Source organism: Nocardia sp. NPDC102475, from assembly GCF_055584605.1.
Map to the genome: position 1 here is coordinate 537,941 of NZ_JBVJLS010000002.1, position 16,775 is coordinate 554,715.

Sequence of the window (16,775 nt, forward strand, 5' to 3'; positions counted from 1 at the left end):
AGTGTGACCGATGGACCGGGGCCAGTGTCAACCAGGAACTGATGTGACCCGAACTACATCCTAGGAATAGACGAATGGTGAACGGCTGTATGCTCACTGCGATGACCGAGACCGCAGCTACCCGGGGCGAGCGCAAGGAGCGCACCAGACAGGCCCTGCTCGACGGCACGCTCGCGCTGGCCGCCGAACGTGGCTTCGGTGCGCTGAGCCTGCGCGAGATCGCCCGCTCCGCGGGCATCGTCCCGACCGCGTTCTACCGGCATTTCGCCTCACTCGACGATCTCGGCGCGGCCCTGGTCGACGAGGGCATCCGGGCGCTGCGCCTGGCTCTGCGGCAATTGCGCCGCACGCCCGATGCCCGACTCTCGGAGACCGTGCGGTTCGTTTTTGGTCAGGTCGCCACCAAACGCGAACTCTTCGGCTTCATCACCCGCGAACGCCGCGGCGGCTCGGCCGCCCTGCAACACGCCATCGCACTCGAACTGCAATTGATCGTCCGCGAACTGGTCGTCGACCTATCGCGCATTCCGGACCTGGACTCCTGGTCCCCCGACGACCTCGAATTGGCCGCCGACCTGATCGTCTCCACGGTCGCCGACTGCATTGCCGACTACGTCGCCGCCACCCCGCGCGACCAACCCGCGATCATCGACCGCACCATCCGCCAGGTCCGTCTCATCGCACTCGGCATGGCCGCCTGGCTGCCCGCCAAGGAGCGCTAGCGAATCGATCTCGCCCTACCCGACGGGCTCAACCGCGCGATCCGGCTTACGAACCGGCAGCAACGCCGCCAAACCGATGGCGAGGACTACCAGAATGCCGACAATGCCCGCGCGGTCGGCGTCGAAGGCCCAGACGAAGAAGCCGAAAAGTGCTGGGGCGAGAAAGGATACGGCGCGACCGGTGGTGGTGTAGAGCCCGAACATCTGGCCCTCGCGGCCGGGTGGGGCCAGGCGGGTGAGGAACGAGCGGGCGGCGGATTGGGCGGGGCCGACGAATATGGTGAGCAGTAGGCCGAAGACCCAGAACATGGCCGGTCCGGACACGATCAACAGCGCGATGCCACAGATCACCATGGCGATCAACGAGACCACGATCACGATCTTCGGGCCGACGCGGTCGTCGAAACGACCGGCGGTGACCGCGCCGAGTGCCGCAACCACATTCGCGGCAATGCCGAACAGCAGCACGTCGGAGTCGGCGATGCCGTAGACCCGCACGGCCAGGATCGCACCGAAGGTGAATACCCCGGCCAGACCGTCGCGGAAGATCGCGCTGGCGATCAGGAAGCCGACGGTGCGTCGATCCACCGCCCACAGCTCGCGCAGATCGCGCCACAGCACCCGGTACGAGCCGAAGAATCCGGCCTTCGCCGCACCGGGATCGGCATTGATGGGTGGTAATTCGGGTACGGCGAACAGCACCGGCAGCGCGAAGGCGGCGAACCAGACCGCGGCCAGCATCGCGACCAATCGGATATTCGTACCGTCATCGATGGGCACACCGAGTAGGCCGCGGTTGTCACCGTGGCCGGAGATGAAGCCGAAGTAGCTGATCAGCAGTATGAAGATACCGCCGAAATAGCCCATGGCCCAACCGAATCCGGACACCCGACCGACATCGGCGGGGGTGGAGACCTGGCGCAACATGGCGTTGTAGGGCACGCCTGCCAATTCGAAGAATGCGGAACCGAAGCCGAGCAGGACCAGGCCGAACCAGAAGTCGTGGTAGTCGTCGTGGACGAAGAACATCAGCGCCATCGTCAGGATGGTCAGCGCGGTCAATACGCCGAGTGAGCGTTTACGTTTCGCACTCGCATCGAAGCGCTGGCCGCTGATCGGCGCGGTGAGTGCGACCACGAAACCCGCGAGGCCCAGGGCCCAGCCGAGCCATGCGCTCGGTTCCACCCCGCCCGGCAGATCGTCGCCGACCTTATCGGTGAGGTACACCGAGAATACGAAGGTCAGGATCACGGCATTGAATGCCGAGGACCCCCAGTCCCACAACCCCCACGCCACCACTTGCCCGCGCCCGGCTGCCTGCCCGACAGTCGCCCGCGCGTCAACCTCCGGCTCATCCGTCACCCGGCCACCACCCTCATCGAATCCGCTGCGCGATGCGGCGCTCATGGGCGCAGCCTAGTGCGGATTTCGCCGTCGGGCGGGCCAACACTCGATACCGTCGGGGCTATGCACTCAGTTGCATAGTACCGGGTGTAACGATAACCTGGCGTCATGGCACTCGAACATGCGCTGCTGGTATCGCTGACCGAGCGCGCCGGTTCGGGTTATGAGCTGGCGCGCCGCTTCGACAAGTCCATCGGCTTCTTCTGGCGCGCCACCCATCAGCAGATCTATCGCGTACTCAAGCGCATGGAGGAATCCGGCTGGCTCACCAGCGAAGCGGTGACCCAGGAGGGCAGGCCGGACAAGAAGGTCTACTCGGTGAACGAGGCTGGCCGGGCAGAGCTGGCGCGCTGGATCGCCGCACCGAGCGATACCTCGATACCGCGCAATGAACTCGGCGTGAAGATTCGCGCCGCCGCGCACGGCGATATCGGCGCGCTCTGCGATGAGGTCGTCCGCCATCGCGAGCAGCACAATCAGCGCCTCGAACTGTTCCTGCTCATCGAGAAACGCGACTTCCCTGCTCCAGAACAGCTCTCCGGGACCCCGCTGCACCAGTACCTCGTGCTGCGCGCGGGCATCCGCGTTGAATCCGGCTTCGTCGAATGGTGCGACGAAGTACTGCAAGCCCTGCAACCGCGTGCAACAGCCCCACACTCGGACCCGAAGAAAGGTGAGACTCAGCGATGAGTTCGTTCCCCCATCTTTTCGAGCCCCTCGATCTCGGCTACACCACGCTGCGTAATCGCGTGATCATGGGGTCGATGCATACCGGCCTGGAGGATCGCGCCTGGGACATCAACCGGCTCGCCGCCTATTTCGCCGAGCGCGCCCGCGGCGGTGTCGGTCTCATCATCACCGGCGGTTACGCCCCGAACCGCACCGGCTGGCTGCTGCCGTTCGGCGCCAAACTCACCAATAAGTCCGAGGCCTACCGGCACCGGGTGATCACCAAGGCCGTGCACGAAGCGGGCGGCAAGATCGCCATCCAGATCCTGCACGCGGGCCGCTATTCCTATATGCCGGGCAGTGTTTCGGCATCCTCGATCAAGGCTCCGATCAATCCGTTCCGGCCGCGCAAGCTCTCCGCGCGCGGGGTCGAGCGGACCATCGACGACTACGCCCGCTGTGCCGAGCTGGCCCAGTTCGCGGGCTACGACGGTTGCGAAATCATGGGCGGTGAAGGCTATTTCATCAACCAGTTCCTCGCGCCGCGCACGAACAAGCGCACCGACAAGTGGGGCGGCTCGCCGGAGAACCGGCGCAGGCTGGCGGTGGAGATCGTGCGCCGCACCCGCGCGGCGGTCGGGCCCGACTTCATCATCGTATTCCGTTTGTCCATGGCCGATTTGGTCGAGAACGGGCAGACTTTCGACGAAATCGTCGCGCTGGCAAAGGAACTCGAAGCGGCGGGCGCAAGCATTCTGAATACCGATATCGGCTGGCACGAGGCGCGCGTGCCGACTATCGTCACCTCGGTGCCGCGGGCGGCCTTCGTCGAATTCACCGCGAAGATCACCGAGCAGGTCAACATTCCGGTCTGCGCGTCCAACCGGATCAATATGCCCGAGATCGCCGAGGAGATCCTCACTCGCGGTGACGCGCAACTGGTTTCGCTGGCCCGGCCGTTCCTCACCGATCCGGAATGGGTGAACAAGGCCGCCGCCAACCGGGTCGACGAAATCAACACCTGCATCGCCTGCAACCAGGCCTGCCTGGACCACGCGTTCCAGCACAAGACCGTGTCCTGCCTGCTGAACCCGCGGGCGGGTCACGAGACCGAGCTGAAGTTGCTCCCGACGCGGCGCACCAAGCGCGTCGCGGTCGTCGGCGCAGGCCCGGCCGGACTGTCGGCGGCGGTCAATCTCGCCGAACGCGGGCACCGGGTGGACCTTTTCGAGGCCGATGACAAGATCGGCGGGCAGTTCGATATCGCCCGCCGCATTCCGGGCAAGGAAGAGTTCAACGAGTCGATCCGCTACTACACCAGGATGCTGGAGGTCACCGGCGTGACTGTGCACCTGAACAAGCGGGTCACCGCGGCGGAGCTGCTCGAGGCTCGCTACGACGAGATCGTGCTGGCCACCGGTGTACGCCCGCGCATTCCGAATATCCCCGGCATCGACCACCCGATGGTGCTGTCCTATGCCGAACTGGTCCGAGAGGAGCGGCCCGTCGGCAAGCGCGTCGCCGTCATCGGTGCGGGCGGAATCGGCTACGACGTGAGCGAATTCCTCACCGTCGAAGGACATCCCACTCTCAAACTCGATGAGTGGAAGGAAGAGTGGGGCGTCGACTCCGCCGACGAACAAGCCCGCGGCCAGCTCACCGCACCCAAACCCGCACCGGCCGCTCGCGAAGTTGTTCTGCTGCAACGCAAGTCGACCCCGTTCGGTAACGATCTCGGCAAGACCTCCGGCTGGGTGCACCGCGCGGCGCTGAAGGCGAAAGGCGTCGAGCACGTCGGCGGCGTCAACTACGAACGCATCGACGACAATGGCCTGCACATCAGCTTCGGCGAGAAACGCCAACGCCCCCAACTGATCCCGGTCGACAACGTCATCATCTGCGCAGGCCAGGAATCCGTCCGCGAACTCGAAGAGCCCTTGCGCGCCGCCGGCGCCGAAATCCACCTCATCGGCGGCGCCGACCTGGCCGCCGAACTCGACGCCAAACGCGCCATCGACCAGGGCACCCGCCTCGCGGCCCGCCTGTAGCGACTCCACTCACCACGAGGATGCCGCCGCGATCGAAAACCCAGCGGGCCTTAGTATCGTCGCCCGTCGCACCTGCTGAAGGGCACTGCCCGCCGCACCCGGAATGGGTGCTGGGGCCACTTCCCACCCGTATCGCCTAGGCTCCTCTCGTGAGTTTGCCCTCTGCCACCTCTGAGAATCGTGCGGTCGTTACAGGTGCCTCTTCGGGTATCGGTACGGCGCTTGCTGCTGAGCTTGCTGCTCGCGGGTATTCGTTGATCCTGGTTGCGCGGCGCGGGGAGGTGTTGACCGAGCTTGCGCAGCGGTTGACGTTGGCGCACGGGATTACCGCGGAGGTGCGGGCGGTCGATCTGGCCGATCGGACCGCGCGGGGGGCGCTGGTCGAGGAGTTGGCGGCTCGCGATATTTCGATCCTGTGCAATAACGCGGGCATCGCAACCTTCGGTGCGGTCGCCGAATTGGATCCGGCGTATGAGCGGGACCAGATGGAGCTCAATGCCGTCGCGGTGCACGATCTCACCTTGGCCGTGCTGCCCGGCATGATCGCCAGGGGTAGCGGTGGCATCCTGATCAGCGGGTCGGCGGCGGGCAATATGCCGATTCCGAACAATGCCACCTATGCTGCGAGCAAGGCCTTCGCCAATACCTTCTCCGAATCGCTGCGCGGCGAATTGAAGGGCTCCGGCGTGCACGTCACCCTGCTCGCTCCGGGCCCGGTCCGCACCGAAACCCCCGATCCGGCGGAGGCCTCCATCGTGGACCGAATGGTGCCCGACTTCATGTGGGTCACCTCCGAATACACGGCCAAGATCTCCATCGACGCCCTGGCCCGCAACAAGATGCGCGTGGTGCCCGGCCTGATCAGCAAGGGCATGAGCGTCGCAGGCCAATACGGCCCCCGCGCCCTCACCGCCCCGGTCGCCGGTGCGTTCTACAAGAAGCTCGGTGGCTGAGCAGTAGCAGTCCGCCGTCATCGGCCCAGTTCAGCGCGAGCGCGGCCCGTATCGTAGTGCCGATCAGCAACCCGTCAGGAAATGTTTCAGGTGCGTCAAGGATCCGTCAGCATCGCCCCTGACCAGTACGAACCGGCGTAGTCCTGATATCGGCCCCGCATGCCGAGAAAGCGGGGGCACACCCAGGAGAAGCACGTGACGCTGCTCGAGATCTTCCCGTCGCTGCGGTCGGGAATGCCTTCGCGCCTCGACTCCGCGGTCTGGCCGCAAGACACCCACTACGACGACGGCCTAATCACCCTCGGCGGGGTCGCCCTCGCCGATATCGCCGACCAGTACGGCACCGCCACCTATGTGCTCGACGAGCATGAGGTCCGCACCCGCTGCCGCGCCTACAAGAAGACCTTCCCGGAGGCCGAGATCATCTATGCGGGCAAGGCGCTGATGATCCGCGCGGTCGCGGAATGGGTTACCCAGGAAGGACTTTCAGTCGACATATGCTCGGCGGGCGAACTTGCCATCGCCATCGCGGCCGGCGTCGACCCGAAGCGAATCGTGTTGCACGGCAATGGCAAATCCTTCGACGAACTCGAAGCCGCCGTGCACAGCGGTGTCGGCCGGATCGTGATCGATTCGATGACCGAGATCACCCTGCTCTCCGCACTCGCCACCCGACCCCAACAGGTCCTGCTCCGGCTGTCGCCCGGCGTCGATGTGCACGGGCATCCGGCCGTGAAAACCGGTGTGCTGGACCAGAAATTCGGTTTTCCGCTCGGCAGCGATATGGCCGCCGAGGCGGTCGAACGCATTATGCGCCAGCCGAACCTCGAGCTGACCGGCTTCCACTGCCACCTCGGTTCGCAGATCTACGATCCGGACCACTACGGTGAGGCCGTGCGCCGGATGATCGCCGAAATGGCAAGGGTCCGTACGGATCACGGCCGTATACTCACCGATCTCGACCTCGGCGGCGGACATGCGGTCGCCTACCGCAGCGGGGACGCCGAGATGAATCTGGCCGAACTCGCCGACATCATCGACGACGCCTTGGACGCGGCCTGCGCGCGGAACCGCTTCCCGCGCCCGAATATCGCCTTGGAGCCGGGCCGCGCCATCGTCGCGCGCGCAGGTGTGACGCTGTATCGCGTGCTGTCGGTCAAGCATATCGATGGCGGACGGACCTACGTCACCGTCGACGGCGGCATAGGCGACAACGCCCGCGTCGCGCTGTACGGCGCGAATTACGAAGTGGTCATTGCCAATCGCCATCCCTGCGGCCCACAGATGACCGCGACGGTGGCGGGTCGCTACTGCGAAGCGGGCGATTTGCTGGCCACCGATATCCGGCTCCCGGCCGACCTGCGCCCCGGCGAGGTGCTCGCGGTGCCGTGCACCGGCGCCTACCACCACAGCCTCGCCTCGTCCTACAACAGCATCGGTCGCCCACCGGTCATCGCGGTACGCGACGGACGCGCCCGCCAGCTGATCCGCCGGGAAACCACCGAGGATCTACTCGCCCGCGATATCGGCAACTGACGGGCCGATCTCAGTCCTGTCCGGCGGCGTGCTCGTTGAACCGGCCGAGCAGTTCATGCAGCCGTCGGCGTTCGGCCTCCGAGAACGGCGCGAGCAATTCGACCACCGCCGCATCGGCGGTCCGATTTGCGGCGTCGAGCCGCTCCTGCCCGCTCGGCGTGATGTGCACGGCATAGCTGCGACGATCCCGCTCGTCCTTGCGCCGCTCTGCCAGCCCTTGCCGCTCCAGCTCATCGATGATGTAGACCATCGATGACTTGTCCAGTTGCAGCCGGTCGACCAACGCGCGCTGACTGAGCGGCCCCACCTCGGCCAGACAGCCGAGCACCCCGAGGTGACGCAGTTCGAGCCGCTGTTCCCGCAGTGCACGATTGGCCGCCGCACGCGCATAGCGGTGCGCCAGATAGAGCTGACCACCGATCTGGGCGCCGAGCTGCTCCGAAGTATCCGCCACGGGCAAACTATATCCGATGACAGATCGTCTGAATTCAGATAGTTTTGAACCATGAAGATTATCATCGTGGGAGCCGGCCTGGCCGGTCCCTTGCTCGCACAGGGCCTGCACCGAGCCGGAATCACCGTCGAGCTCTACGAACGCGAAGCCGCGGACCAGCACAGCCAGGGCTATCGCATCTCCATCGGTCCGGAGGGCGACCTCGCATTGCGCAGCTGTCTGCCGTTGGACCGCTACGAACGAATCCTCGGCACCGCAGGCAAGCGCGGTACGGGGGTGCGGTTCCTCGACCCGCAACTGCACGTCGTCCGAGAGATGCTGGTGCCGCCGAGGACCGATGAGGACGTGCACGGACGGCATCTGACCGTCGACCGGCTCACACTGCGCAAGATCCTGCTCACCGGCATCGACGTCCACCACGGCGCATCCTTCCAACGCTTCGAACTGCTCGACGACGGCCGGGTCCGGACCTACTTCGACGACGGCACGGTCACCGATGCGGATCTGCTGGTCGCCGCCGACGGCACCCATTCCCGCATCCGCGCCCAATGGCTGCCGGACGCCGAGGTAATCGATACCGGCCAAGCGGAGATCTACGGCAAGACAGCGCTGACGGACGAGATCCGCGCGCTGACACCCGACGCCGCACTGGACGGATTCAGCGTGATCGCCGGTACCGACGGCCGATTCATGTCGCTGGCCGCCCACGAATTCGCCTCCGGCGACGGCGATGACTACGTGATGTGGGTGGTCGCCGCACCGACCGCAACGATTCCGGCCGACCTGTCCACAATAGACAAGCAGCAACTACAGAAGATCGCCTCCGAACTGATCGCCGACTGGCCCGAGAATCTCGCCGCACTCGTGCGCCACGCCGATCCGGAGTCCGTCCACAACACCACGATCCGGACGGCAAAACCGTTGCCGCGCTGGGAAACCGGGGCGGTCACGCTGATCGGCGACGCCATCCACACCATGATTCCCGCCGGGAGCAGCGCGGCGACAGCCCTGCGCGACGCCGCCCTGCTCTGCCGCCGCATTACCGAACGGACCGGTTCACTGTGCGACGCGGTCCACGCCTACGAAACCGAAATGCTCGCCTACGGTTTCGCGATGGTAGAGCGCTCGCTGCGCAGCGCTACCTGATCCGTGCTCGCGCTCAGCGCTTGCGGGTGCCGAAAATGCTGCGGCTGATCTCGCGGCCCGCGGCGGTCGCGGCCGAACGCAGGAAGCTCTTCACCGCCGGATTCTTCATGATGCGCTCGGCGGCGGATTCCTCCTCGGGGGCGGCCTTCGAATGCCCCGGCGCCGGAGCCGCCTCCGGTTCCTGTTGTGCCGCAGCGGCTTTCGCGGCCATGATCTCGTAGGCCGACTCACGATCGATGGTCTGGCCGTATTTGGCGGCCAGCGCGCTGGACAGTGCCCGCGACTTGATCTGATCCTCCCCGATGGTATCCATCAGCGAGCGCGGCGGCTGAATCCTGGTCCACGCCACGGGAGTCGGCGCGCCCTTCTCGGAGAGCACCGTCACGATCGCCTCCCCGGTGCCCAGCGAGGTGAGCGCCTGCTCCAGGTCGTAGACGCCGGTCTTCGGGTAGGTGCGCACCGTCTTGGACAGCGCCTTCTGATCGTCGGGCGTGAAGGCACGCAGCGCGTGCTGAATGCGCGCACCCAGTTGGGAGAGCACCGGATTCGGGATATCGGTGGGTAGCTGGGTGCAGAAGAAAACGCCGACACCCTTGGACCGGATCAGCTTGACCGTCTGCTCCACCTGTTCCAGGAAAGCCTTCGACGCATCCGCGAACAACAGGTGCGCCTCATCGAAAATAAAGACCAGCTTGGGCTTTTCGACATCACCGACCTCGGGCAGCGTCTGGAACAGATCGGCGAGCACCCACATCAGGAAGGTCGAGAACATCACCGGTCGCGCCGCCTGCGCACCGAGTTCGAACAGCGTGATCACGCCCTGACCGCCCGCGGTGCGCAGCAGATCGGCCGGATCCAGTTCGGGCTCACCGAAGAAGGTGTCGCCGCCATCGGCCTCGAGGTTCACCAGCGCGCGCAGGATCACCCCCGCGGTGGCCGCCGAAACCCCGCCGATGCCCTTGAGATCCTGCTTGCCCTCCGGACTCGTGAGATGGGTGATAACCGCGCGCAGATCCTTCAGATCCAGCAGACCGAGACCCGCCTTATCCGCCCAGTGGAAAATCAGTCCGAGCGTCGACTCCTGAGTTTCGTTGAGCTCCAACACTTTACTGAGCAGCACCGGCCCGAATGCGGTGATGGTCGCGCGGATCGGCACCCCGGCACCGCCGGTGCCGAGCGAGACGAATTCGGTCGGATAACCGGCCGGCGCCCAGTCCGGCGCACCCGTCTCAGCGGCCCTGGCGCTGAGCTTTTCATCGGCCTGCCCCTGCTGCGCGAGCCCCGAAAGGTCGCCCTTGATATCGGCGAGCACCACCGGGACCCCGGCCCGCGAAAGCTGTTCGGCGATGCCCTGCAGCGTTTTCGTCTTACCGGTGCCGGTCGCACCGGCGACCAGCCCGTGCCGATTCATGGTGCGCATCGGAATCCGCACGCGCGCAGTCGAATCCACGGCGCCATCCACGACAACTGTGCCCAATTCCAGCGCTGCTCCGTCGAACGCGTAACCGGCAGCGATCTGCTGCGCCACCGGCTGTTCCGCGGCCTGCGCGGTCTTGGTCGCCGCCAACTGCGCGGATTCCGCCGCGGCAGCGCTGGCAACCGCGGTCTCCGCCGTCGCGGCGGCCTTGGATTGCGCGGCCTCGGCCTGCGCCACCGCATGCGCCGCATTCGGATCCGCGCTCGCGGCCGCCGCCTCCTGCTCGGCCAACTCGCGTTCGGCGGCTTCGGCCGCGGCGGCGGCTTCCGCGGCCACGCGCGCCGCCTCCTCGGCCGCCTTCCGTGCCGCGGCCGCCTTCTCCTGAGGGGTTGTCATCGCGCGTCCTCCGTCTGGTCCGCAGTGTTAGCTGTCGTGCCGAAAACGCATACGCCGATCTCCCGCAAACTCTATCGCCGCTGCTCCCCCTGAGACGGCTCAACCCAGTGGTGACATGCACTCCTGAGCAACCAGCACTCGCACAACCTCCGGTTTCGAGCGAAGCGAGAGCGAGCATGCGCCGTTCGCGGCCCGTCTCGCATCCGAGTGGCCGAAGCGCATGCGACGCAGTCGCGAGTCTCGGCCGCTCGGATGCGAGACATCCGGGGGCCGCGAACACGCGATGCCGAAGGCATCGCCAATAAATACAGCTAATGTTGCCGGGGTGTCCGACAAATACGTGGTGTGGATGGATTGCGAGATGACCGGCCTGCGTCTCGACAGCGACAAGCTGATCGAGGTGGCCGCGCTCGTGACCGACAGCGACCTCAATATTCTCGGTGACGGTGTGGATATCGTCATCCACGCCGACGACGCGGCCCTGGCCGCCATGCCGCAGGTGGTCGCCGACATGCACGCACGTTCGGGCCTGACCGAGGAAGTACGCCGCTCCACGGTCACCCTCGCCGATGCCGAAAAGCAGGTACTCGACTACATCCGCGAATACGCCCCGGTCGCGGGCACGGTCCCACTGGCTGGCAATTCCATCGCAACCGACCGTGGCTTCATCGCCCGCGATATGCCCGCACTCGATGCGCATCTGCACTACCGGATGATCGATGTGAGTTCCATCAAGGAGCTGTGCCGCCGCTGGTACCCGCGCATCTACTTCGGCCAGCCGGAGAAGGGCCTGACGCACCGCGCCCTGGCCGATATCAAGGAATCCATCCGCGAACTCGAGTATTACCGGCGCACAGCCTTCGTCGCCGCCCCCGGCCCGTCGACCACAGAGATCGCCGCCGTTGCGAACGAACTGAGCGGTAGCGACAAGACGGCCGAGCAAAGCGCGACGTCAGAAACCGATTAGGGACTCGAGGGGTTGACACGCTAATATCGACCGCGCTGGTAATTCACCGGCGATGGTGGCTGTAGTTCAGTTGGTAGAGCACCAGGTTGTGATCCTGGCTGTCGCGGGTTCGAGTCCCGTCAGCCACCCCAAGCGGGCCAGGTCGGAGCGTATCAGTTCCGACCTGGCCTATTGTCTGCTCGACAGTGTTGCTCGGTTCATATCGGCGACAACCACTCCTTGCTCGTCGTTGCCGCCTCCAGCGCATCCGGTAACGGGTCTACACCGAGGCCGGGCCCGTCAGGCACGGTGATGTATCCGGCTTCCAGCCGCAGCGGTTCGATGATGTCTCGTTCGTAGTAGCGATCCGAGGCCACGATGTCCGCGGGCAACGTACAACCGGGTAGCGCCGCTACCGCCAGATTCGCTGCCTGACCGAGCCCGGTTTCCAGCATTCCACCGCAAAATGCCGGTACACCGTGCGCCGCACAGACATCGTGCGTCGAGCGGGCCTCGAGATAGCCGCCGACACGTCCGGCTTTGATATTCACCACCGAGCACGCCCCTAGCTCGATCGCGTCGGCGGCGCCCTGGGCCGAGAGAATCGATTCGTCCAGGCAGATCGGCGTGCGCAGGCGACGGGCGAGCATGATGTGATCGCGGCGGCAGTCCTCGGCAAGAGGCTGTTCCAGCATTTCGAGTCCGAACTCGTCGAGACCGGCGAGGTGGTCCGCATCGGCCGAGGAATAGGCCCCGTTCGCGTCGACCTGTAGCTCGAGAGCGTCGCCGAAGCGCTCCCGGACCGCCCGCACCGGCGCGATATCCCATCCCGGCTCGATCTTGAGCTTGATCCGCTGGTAGCCCTGTTCCAAATATTCCACGACGGTATCCAGCAGTTCGGGTATCTCGTCCATGATCCCGATCGAGACACCCGCGGCCACCGATGTGCGAGTCGCGCCGAGATATCCGGCGTAAGACCGTCGTCGGGACCGCAGCCAGGCGTCGAGGATCGCCATCTCCAACGCAGCCTTGGCCATTCGATGACCACGAAACCGCGCGAGCGTAGGCGCTACATCTTCCGGGTCGAGATCGCGCCCGGCCAACGCAGGCAACAGAAACCGGCGGATGACATCGGCGGCACCATCGATGTACTCGGAGGAAAAACTCGGAGACGGCAGGGCTACGCACTCGCCCCAGCCCTCGGCGTCCGAGGCGACCACCCGCAGCAGGAGAATGTCGCGCCACAATTCGACCCCGAACGAGGTCCGAAATGGGCTGCGTAGCGGAAGGCCCAGCCGACGCAGCTCAACGCCCTCGAGCCTCACCCTCACAGCTTGGCATATCAGCCCCTTGCCGATAGCCGCTTACTATCACCGATCATCTGACAGATCACTGTTTCACTCCGTAGACTGCGGGCATCAGGGGCGGTGTCACCGGGACGCCACCCCGGCTGATCAGAAAGACACCAACTTCGTGATGCGTTCCGCGGTAATCGCAGCTTTCGTCGGCACAACCCTGCTCGCCGGCGCCACCGGTACCGCAACCGCGGATATCGCGATCGAACCGGGCACCGGATCCAGCACGGGTTCGAGCTCGGTCACCACCGGATCGGCCGGCGGTGTCACCACCACCGGCTCCTCGGGCACCGGCTCGGCCGGTGCCGCGATGTCCGGCTTCGAGAATCTGCTGTTCGGCGGGCCGCTGCTGTGCGCCGCGCTCGGGAGCGCCGTCGGCGCGACGCTCAGTTGCGCGTAGGCGATTGCCTAGCGATTGTCGGCGTTGCCCGCCTTCCACTCCGCCCACGGAATGTTCCAGTCACCGAGTCCGTCGACGCCCGAAAGCGTGCCGCCCATAGTGTTCTTGACGATGGTGATGTCGCCGCGCTTGGCGTTCTGCAAAACCCACAGCGCGTTCGCGGGGCTCAGGTTCAGGCAGCCGTGGCTGGTATTCGAGTAGCCTTGCGCACCGACCGACCACGGCGCGGAGTGAAAGAAGATGCCGGAGTAGGAAAGTCGGGTCGCGTAGTCGACCGGCGTCTTGTAGCCGCTCGGCGAACTCACCGCGACACCGTAGGTCGAGGAGTCCATGATGATGCGGTCGAAGCGGTCGCCGACGATGTAGATGCCGTTATCGGTGGGGGTGCTGTCCTTACCCATCGAGGTGGGCATGGTCCGCACCACCTGACCGTTCATCTCCACCGTCACCTGCTTGGTGTTGTCGTCCGCGGTGAAGATCGTCGGATCGCCGACGGTGAAGAACGAGTGGATATTGTCCTGGCCGAACAGCCCGCTGCCGAGATCACGACCGTAGACGTTCACATCGATGGTGACCTTGGTGCCCGGCGCCCAGAAATGCTCCGGCCGCCACCTGACTTCGCGCCTGTTCACCCAGTAGAAGGCCCCCTCGACCGGCGGCTCGGTAGTGATCTTGATCGCCTTCTGCGCCGCCATGCGGTCCGGGATGTTCTCGTCGAACTGCACGGCCACCGGCTGGCCGATGCCGACCACTTCGCCCTCGCCCGGCAGCAGATAGGGCTTGGTCTGACTGTCCGGGGAACTGGTGGTGAAGCTCAATATCGTGGAGTTCGCGCCACCAAGACCGATCGCGTCGGCCTTCAGCTTGTAGGTCTTGCCGTAGCCGAGTACCTCGGTGTTCTCCCAGGTCCGGCCGTCCGCGGCCAGCTTGCCAGCGACCGGAACACCCTGCGGGCTGGTCAATGTCACGGTGGTGAACTTGCCATCATCGACCTTGAAGGTCAGCGGCACGCCCGGCGAAACTCCCATGTCACCGTCCTTGACCGGCGACAACAGCTTGGGCTTCATCAGTTCTGTGATCGGATTACGGTCGATGGCCACTGTCGCGGCGTCGGTGGCGTTGGACGACGAACACGCCGTCAAGGCCAGCGCCAACACCGCGCATACGACTACCGGTCCCGTGATCTTTCTCATCGACCGATGTCGACCCTGACCAACGTTCATTACCAACCCCGTTTCAAGTCCCGATGCAGCCAGGGCACCGACGGCTTCGGATCCAACCCGACCACGCTCCTCCCGCAACGCCGACGGAGTTCGGTCTGGACCGCGCTCCAGACAATTCTGTCAGCTCAACGGGTCCGGTCCAATGTGAATCACTCCGCCACAGGCGAGTTCCACCGGTTAGATCATCCGCACCCCGCCGCGTGTTAACACCCATCGCGAAGTCCGCAACGCCCCCGGTCAGAAACCGATTTCACTTCTGGGTACTTGGCCTGTTAATGTTTGTCCCGCACCGGAACACGGAGCACAGCAAGACACGCGCCATTAGCTCAATTGGCAGAGCAGCTGACTCTTAATCAGCGGGTTCGGGGTTCGAGTCCCTGATGGCGCACATAAATTAGCAGGTCAGGCCCGATATCACGATCGGGCTTGTTCCGCTCTGCTGAACCGTCACCAAAAGAACACCAAAAAGTCACCACCAACGGTGGATTCCTCAGCTGGCGGTGCCCAATCCCTGCTCCAGCACGGCCGATGAGTTCGGTGCCTGCTCCGGCGAGACGAAGTAATGCCGCTCCGTGATGCCCTCACAAGAATGCTCCAACGGCTCCCAACCGCTTCAACATGCGGGTCGTGAACTCTGGAACGGCTTCGTGATCTGCGATTCGGTTGTGCCGCAATCCTCGAGGTGCCGGTGTTCGGATCGGCGACGATCGAGCGGACGCGCACCACTGATCTCGCGCGGACCATCGCGCCCGAACCCAGCCGAGTGTCCAGACCCCGACAGCCCCGCCGTGGTGGCAGCATTAGAGCTGGTAGGGCTGGAATTGGGCCGCTGATCCGACTCCTCGCCGTCGAAGGGCGGGGCCGACGCTATGCACGCCGAACCGCTGTGGGATCTGGATCCGACCGAAGGGGCGTCAGGAAGATGAGAACGATGCGGTCGGTCGTCGCCGACACGCTAGGTGAACCGTCCGAGGTTCTGCACCTGCAGACCCGCCCGGTTCCGGAGCCCGGTCCCGGCCAGGTCCGGATCCGGGTGGCCGCCGCACCTGTCCATGCCAGCGATCTACATACCATCCGCGGCAGATATGGATTCACCCCGGAGTTCCCCACCGTACCCGGAATCGAATCCGTCGGCGTGATCGACGAACTCGGCAGCGGCACAGACGATCTGACCGTCGGGCAACGCGTCATCACGGTCGGAGTCAGGGCCACGTGGCAGGAGTATGTCGTTGCCGATGCCGAGCGGGTCTTGCCTGTTCCCGTTGGCATGAGCAATTCCACGGCTGCCCAGATTCTCAGCAATCCGCTCACCGCCGTGATCTTGACCGGTGATGAGCTCGATGTTCGACCGGGTGAATGGCTCTTGCAGACGGCGGCCGGTTCAACCGTTGGCCAGTCGGTCATCCAACTCGGGGCCCACGTCGGCTTCAAGACCCTCAACGTGGTCCGCCGTCGATCCGCTGTCGAGGACATCCTCGCGTTGGGGGGCACCGCGGTGATCTGCACGGAGGATGAGGACCTGCGCGAACGGGTGGCCGACATAACAGGCCACGACGGCGTGTCCAAGGCGATCGATTGTGTCAGCGGTCAGGTGGGTGCGGACGTGTCGCGTGCACTCGAACCGCACGGTGAGCTGGTCGTCTACGGTGCGCTGTCTACACACCGCCAAACCGATCCCGACAAACTCACCATCCCCATCTTCGCGCGCTCACTGATCTACGAAACCAAGACCGTTCGGGGGTTCTGGCTGTTCCGCTGGTTCATCGAGACCCCGAAGGATCGGATGGCCGCAGCGATCGACCGGACACTTCAGCTCGCCGACAGCGGCGCGCTGCGCGTGCCAGAGGGCCAGCCGATTCTCGTCGAAAAGTTCAGCGAGGCAGTCTATTTGGCCGAAGCTCCCGCACACGGAGGCAAACCGCTGCTGGTTTTCGAACCGTAGAAGGCACCAGATATGCATGGCCCCTGGGCGCACTCCACCATTTGCCACTCACACCGGACGAACGCATGCGACTGGTCGGCCTCAAATTGTGGTGACGAAGCCGCCGTCGATCCTCAGATCGGATCCGGTGATGTTGGCGGACCGGTCGCTGGCCAGGAACACGA

The 16,775-nt window shown here is 65.0% G+C and carries 14 protein-coding genes and 2 tRNA genes; 11 read left to right on the top strand and 5 right to left on the bottom strand.

All coding sequences use genetic code 11. The annotated features are described in order from the left end of the window. The first annotated feature begins 101 nt into the window (after positions 1–101). Complete coding sequence (locus ACZ60G_RS05695; RefSeq protein WP_465807593.1) at positions 102–722, top strand: TetR family transcriptional regulator; 621 nt, start codon at positions 102–104, stop codon at positions 720–722. Between the two features lie 15 nt (positions 723–737). Here the strand turns inward: ACZ60G_RS05695 and ACZ60G_RS05700 are convergent, their stop codons facing one another. Continuing rightward, positions 738–2,129: an MFS transporter gene (locus tag ACZ60G_RS05700; RefSeq protein ID WP_465807594.1), complete on the bottom strand. Its 1,392-nt coding sequence runs from the start codon at positions 2,127–2,129 to the stop codon at positions 738–740. Positions 2,130–2,234: 105 nt separating this feature from the next. On the opposite strand from ACZ60G_RS05700, the gene ACZ60G_RS05705 reads away from it, so the two are divergent. The 4 genes from ACZ60G_RS05705 (at position 2,235) to lysA (ending at position 7,332) form a co-directional block, all read left to right on the top strand. Further along, positions 2,235–2,816, top strand: coding sequence for a PadR family transcriptional regulator (locus ACZ60G_RS05705; RefSeq protein ID WP_465807595.1), 582 nt, complete (start codon positions 2,235–2,237; stop codon positions 2,814–2,816). Continuing rightward, positions 2,813–4,843: an NADPH-dependent 2,4-dienoyl-CoA reductase gene (locus ACZ60G_RS05710; RefSeq protein WP_465807597.1), complete on the top strand. Its 2,031-nt coding sequence runs from the start codon at positions 2,813–2,815 to the stop codon at positions 4,841–4,843. The genes ACZ60G_RS05705 and ACZ60G_RS05710 overlap by 4 nt, the downstream gene beginning before the upstream one ends. A 149-nt stretch (positions 4,844–4,992) precedes the next feature. Next, complete coding sequence (gene cmrA / locus ACZ60G_RS05715) at positions 4,993–5,796, top strand: mycolate reductase (RefSeq protein WP_465807599.1); 804 nt, start codon at positions 4,993–4,995, stop codon at positions 5,794–5,796. 195 nt (positions 5,797–5,991) lie between these two features. Then, positions 5,992–7,332 (top strand): diaminopimelate decarboxylase, encoded by a 1,341-nt coding sequence (lysA, locus tag ACZ60G_RS05720; RefSeq protein WP_465807638.1) that lies wholly within the window; start codon positions 5,992–5,994, stop codon positions 7,330–7,332. Between the two features lie 10 nt (positions 7,333–7,342). Here lysA and ACZ60G_RS05725 read toward each other — a convergent pair whose 3' ends face one another. Beyond that, entirely contained in the window at positions 7,343–7,786 is a 444-nt protein-coding gene (locus ACZ60G_RS05725; RefSeq protein WP_465807600.1) for a MarR family winged helix-turn-helix transcriptional regulator, read from the bottom strand. 51 nt (positions 7,787–7,837) lie between these two features. On the opposite strand from ACZ60G_RS05725, the gene ACZ60G_RS05730 reads away from it, so the two are divergent. Beyond that, the gene (locus ACZ60G_RS05730; RefSeq protein WP_465807601.1) at positions 7,838–8,932 is read left to right on the top strand and encodes an FAD-dependent oxidoreductase; all 1,095 of its coding nucleotides are present in this window, start codon (positions 7,838–7,840) and stop codon (positions 8,930–8,932) included. 13 nt (positions 8,933–8,945) lie between these two features. Here ACZ60G_RS05730 and ACZ60G_RS05735 read toward each other — a convergent pair whose 3' ends face one another. Next, complete coding sequence (locus ACZ60G_RS05735) at positions 8,946–10,745, bottom strand: helicase HerA-like domain-containing protein (RefSeq protein WP_465807603.1); 1,800 nt, start codon at positions 10,743–10,745, stop codon at positions 8,946–8,948. A 325-nt stretch (positions 10,746–11,070) separates the two neighbouring features. On the opposite strand from ACZ60G_RS05735, the gene orn reads away from it, so the two are divergent. Both orn and ACZ60G_RS05745 read left to right on the top strand, forming a co-directional pair. After that, positions 11,071–11,712: an oligoribonuclease gene (gene orn, locus ACZ60G_RS05740; protein ID WP_465807605.1), complete on the top strand. Its 642-nt coding sequence runs from the start codon at positions 11,071–11,073 to the stop codon at positions 11,710–11,712. Between the two features lie 55 nt (positions 11,713–11,767). Next, positions 11,768–11,843 (top strand) — tRNA-His (locus ACZ60G_RS05745). Between the two features lie 66 nt (positions 11,844–11,909). Here the strand turns inward: ACZ60G_RS05745 and menC are convergent. Next, positions 11,910–13,016, bottom strand: a complete 1,107-nt coding sequence (gene menC, locus ACZ60G_RS05750) for an o-succinylbenzoate synthase (protein ID WP_465807606.1) — start codon at positions 13,014–13,016, stop codon at positions 11,910–11,912. Positions 13,017–13,167: 151 nt separating this feature from the next. On the opposite strand from menC, the gene ACZ60G_RS05755 reads away from it, so the two are divergent. Beyond that, a complete protein-coding gene (locus ACZ60G_RS05755) occupies positions 13,168–13,446 on the top strand; it encodes a hypothetical protein (RefSeq protein WP_327096133.1) in 279 nt (92 codons plus the stop codon). Positions 13,447–13,454: 8 nt separating this feature from the next. Here the strand turns inward: ACZ60G_RS05755 and ACZ60G_RS05760 are convergent, their stop codons facing one another. After that, positions 13,455–14,669, bottom strand: coding sequence for a L,D-transpeptidase (locus ACZ60G_RS05760; RefSeq protein ID WP_465807608.1), 1,215 nt, complete (start codon positions 14,667–14,669; stop codon positions 13,455–13,457). 315 nt (positions 14,670–14,984) lie between these two features. Between ACZ60G_RS05760 and ACZ60G_RS05765 the strand changes: the two genes are divergently transcribed. Together ACZ60G_RS05765 and ACZ60G_RS05770 are read left to right on the top strand one after the other, a co-directional pair. Further along, positions 14,985–15,057 (top strand) — tRNA-Lys (locus ACZ60G_RS05765). A 534-nt stretch (positions 15,058–15,591) separates the two neighbouring features. After that, the gene (locus ACZ60G_RS05770; RefSeq protein ID WP_465807610.1) at positions 15,592–16,611 is read left to right on the top strand and encodes a zinc-dependent alcohol dehydrogenase family protein; all 1,020 of its coding nucleotides are present in this window, start codon (positions 15,592–15,594) and stop codon (positions 16,609–16,611) included. Positions 16,612–16,775 lie beyond the last annotated feature (164 nt).

Excerpts from the sequence above, each read along its gene's own strand:
- ACZ60G_RS05695 (WP_465807593.1), top strand. The coding sequence starts at position 102 with ATGACCGAGACCGCAGCTACCCGGGGCGAGCGCAAGGAGCGCACCAGA.
- ACZ60G_RS05700 (WP_465807594.1), bottom strand. The coding sequence starts at position 2,129 with ATGAGCGCCGCATCGCGCAGCGGATTCGATGAGGGTGGTGGCCGGGTG.
- ACZ60G_RS05705 (WP_465807595.1), top strand. The coding sequence starts at position 2,235 with ATGGCACTCGAACATGCGCTGCTGGTATCGCTGACCGAGCGCGCCGGT.
- ACZ60G_RS05710 (WP_465807597.1), top strand. The coding sequence starts at position 2,813 with ATGAGTTCGTTCCCCCATCTTTTCGAGCCCCTCGATCTCGGCTACACC.
- ACZ60G_RS05730 (WP_465807601.1), top strand. The coding sequence starts at position 7,838 with ATGAAGATTATCATCGTGGGAGCCGGCCTGGCCGGTCCCTTGCTCGCA.
- ACZ60G_RS05735 (WP_465807603.1), bottom strand. The coding sequence starts at position 10,745 with ATGACAACCCCTCAGGAGAAGGCGGCCGCGGCACGGAAGGCGGCCGAG.
- ACZ60G_RS05755 (WP_327096133.1), top strand. The coding sequence starts at position 13,168 with ATGCGTTCCGCGGTAATCGCAGCTTTCGTCGGCACAACCCTGCTCGCC.
- ACZ60G_RS05760 (WP_465807608.1), bottom strand. The coding sequence starts at position 14,669 with ATGAACGTTGGTCAGGGTCGACATCGGTCGATGAGAAAGATCACGGGA.
- ACZ60G_RS05770 (WP_465807610.1), top strand. The coding sequence starts at position 15,592 with ATGAGAACGATGCGGTCGGTCGTCGCCGACACGCTAGGTGAACCGTCC.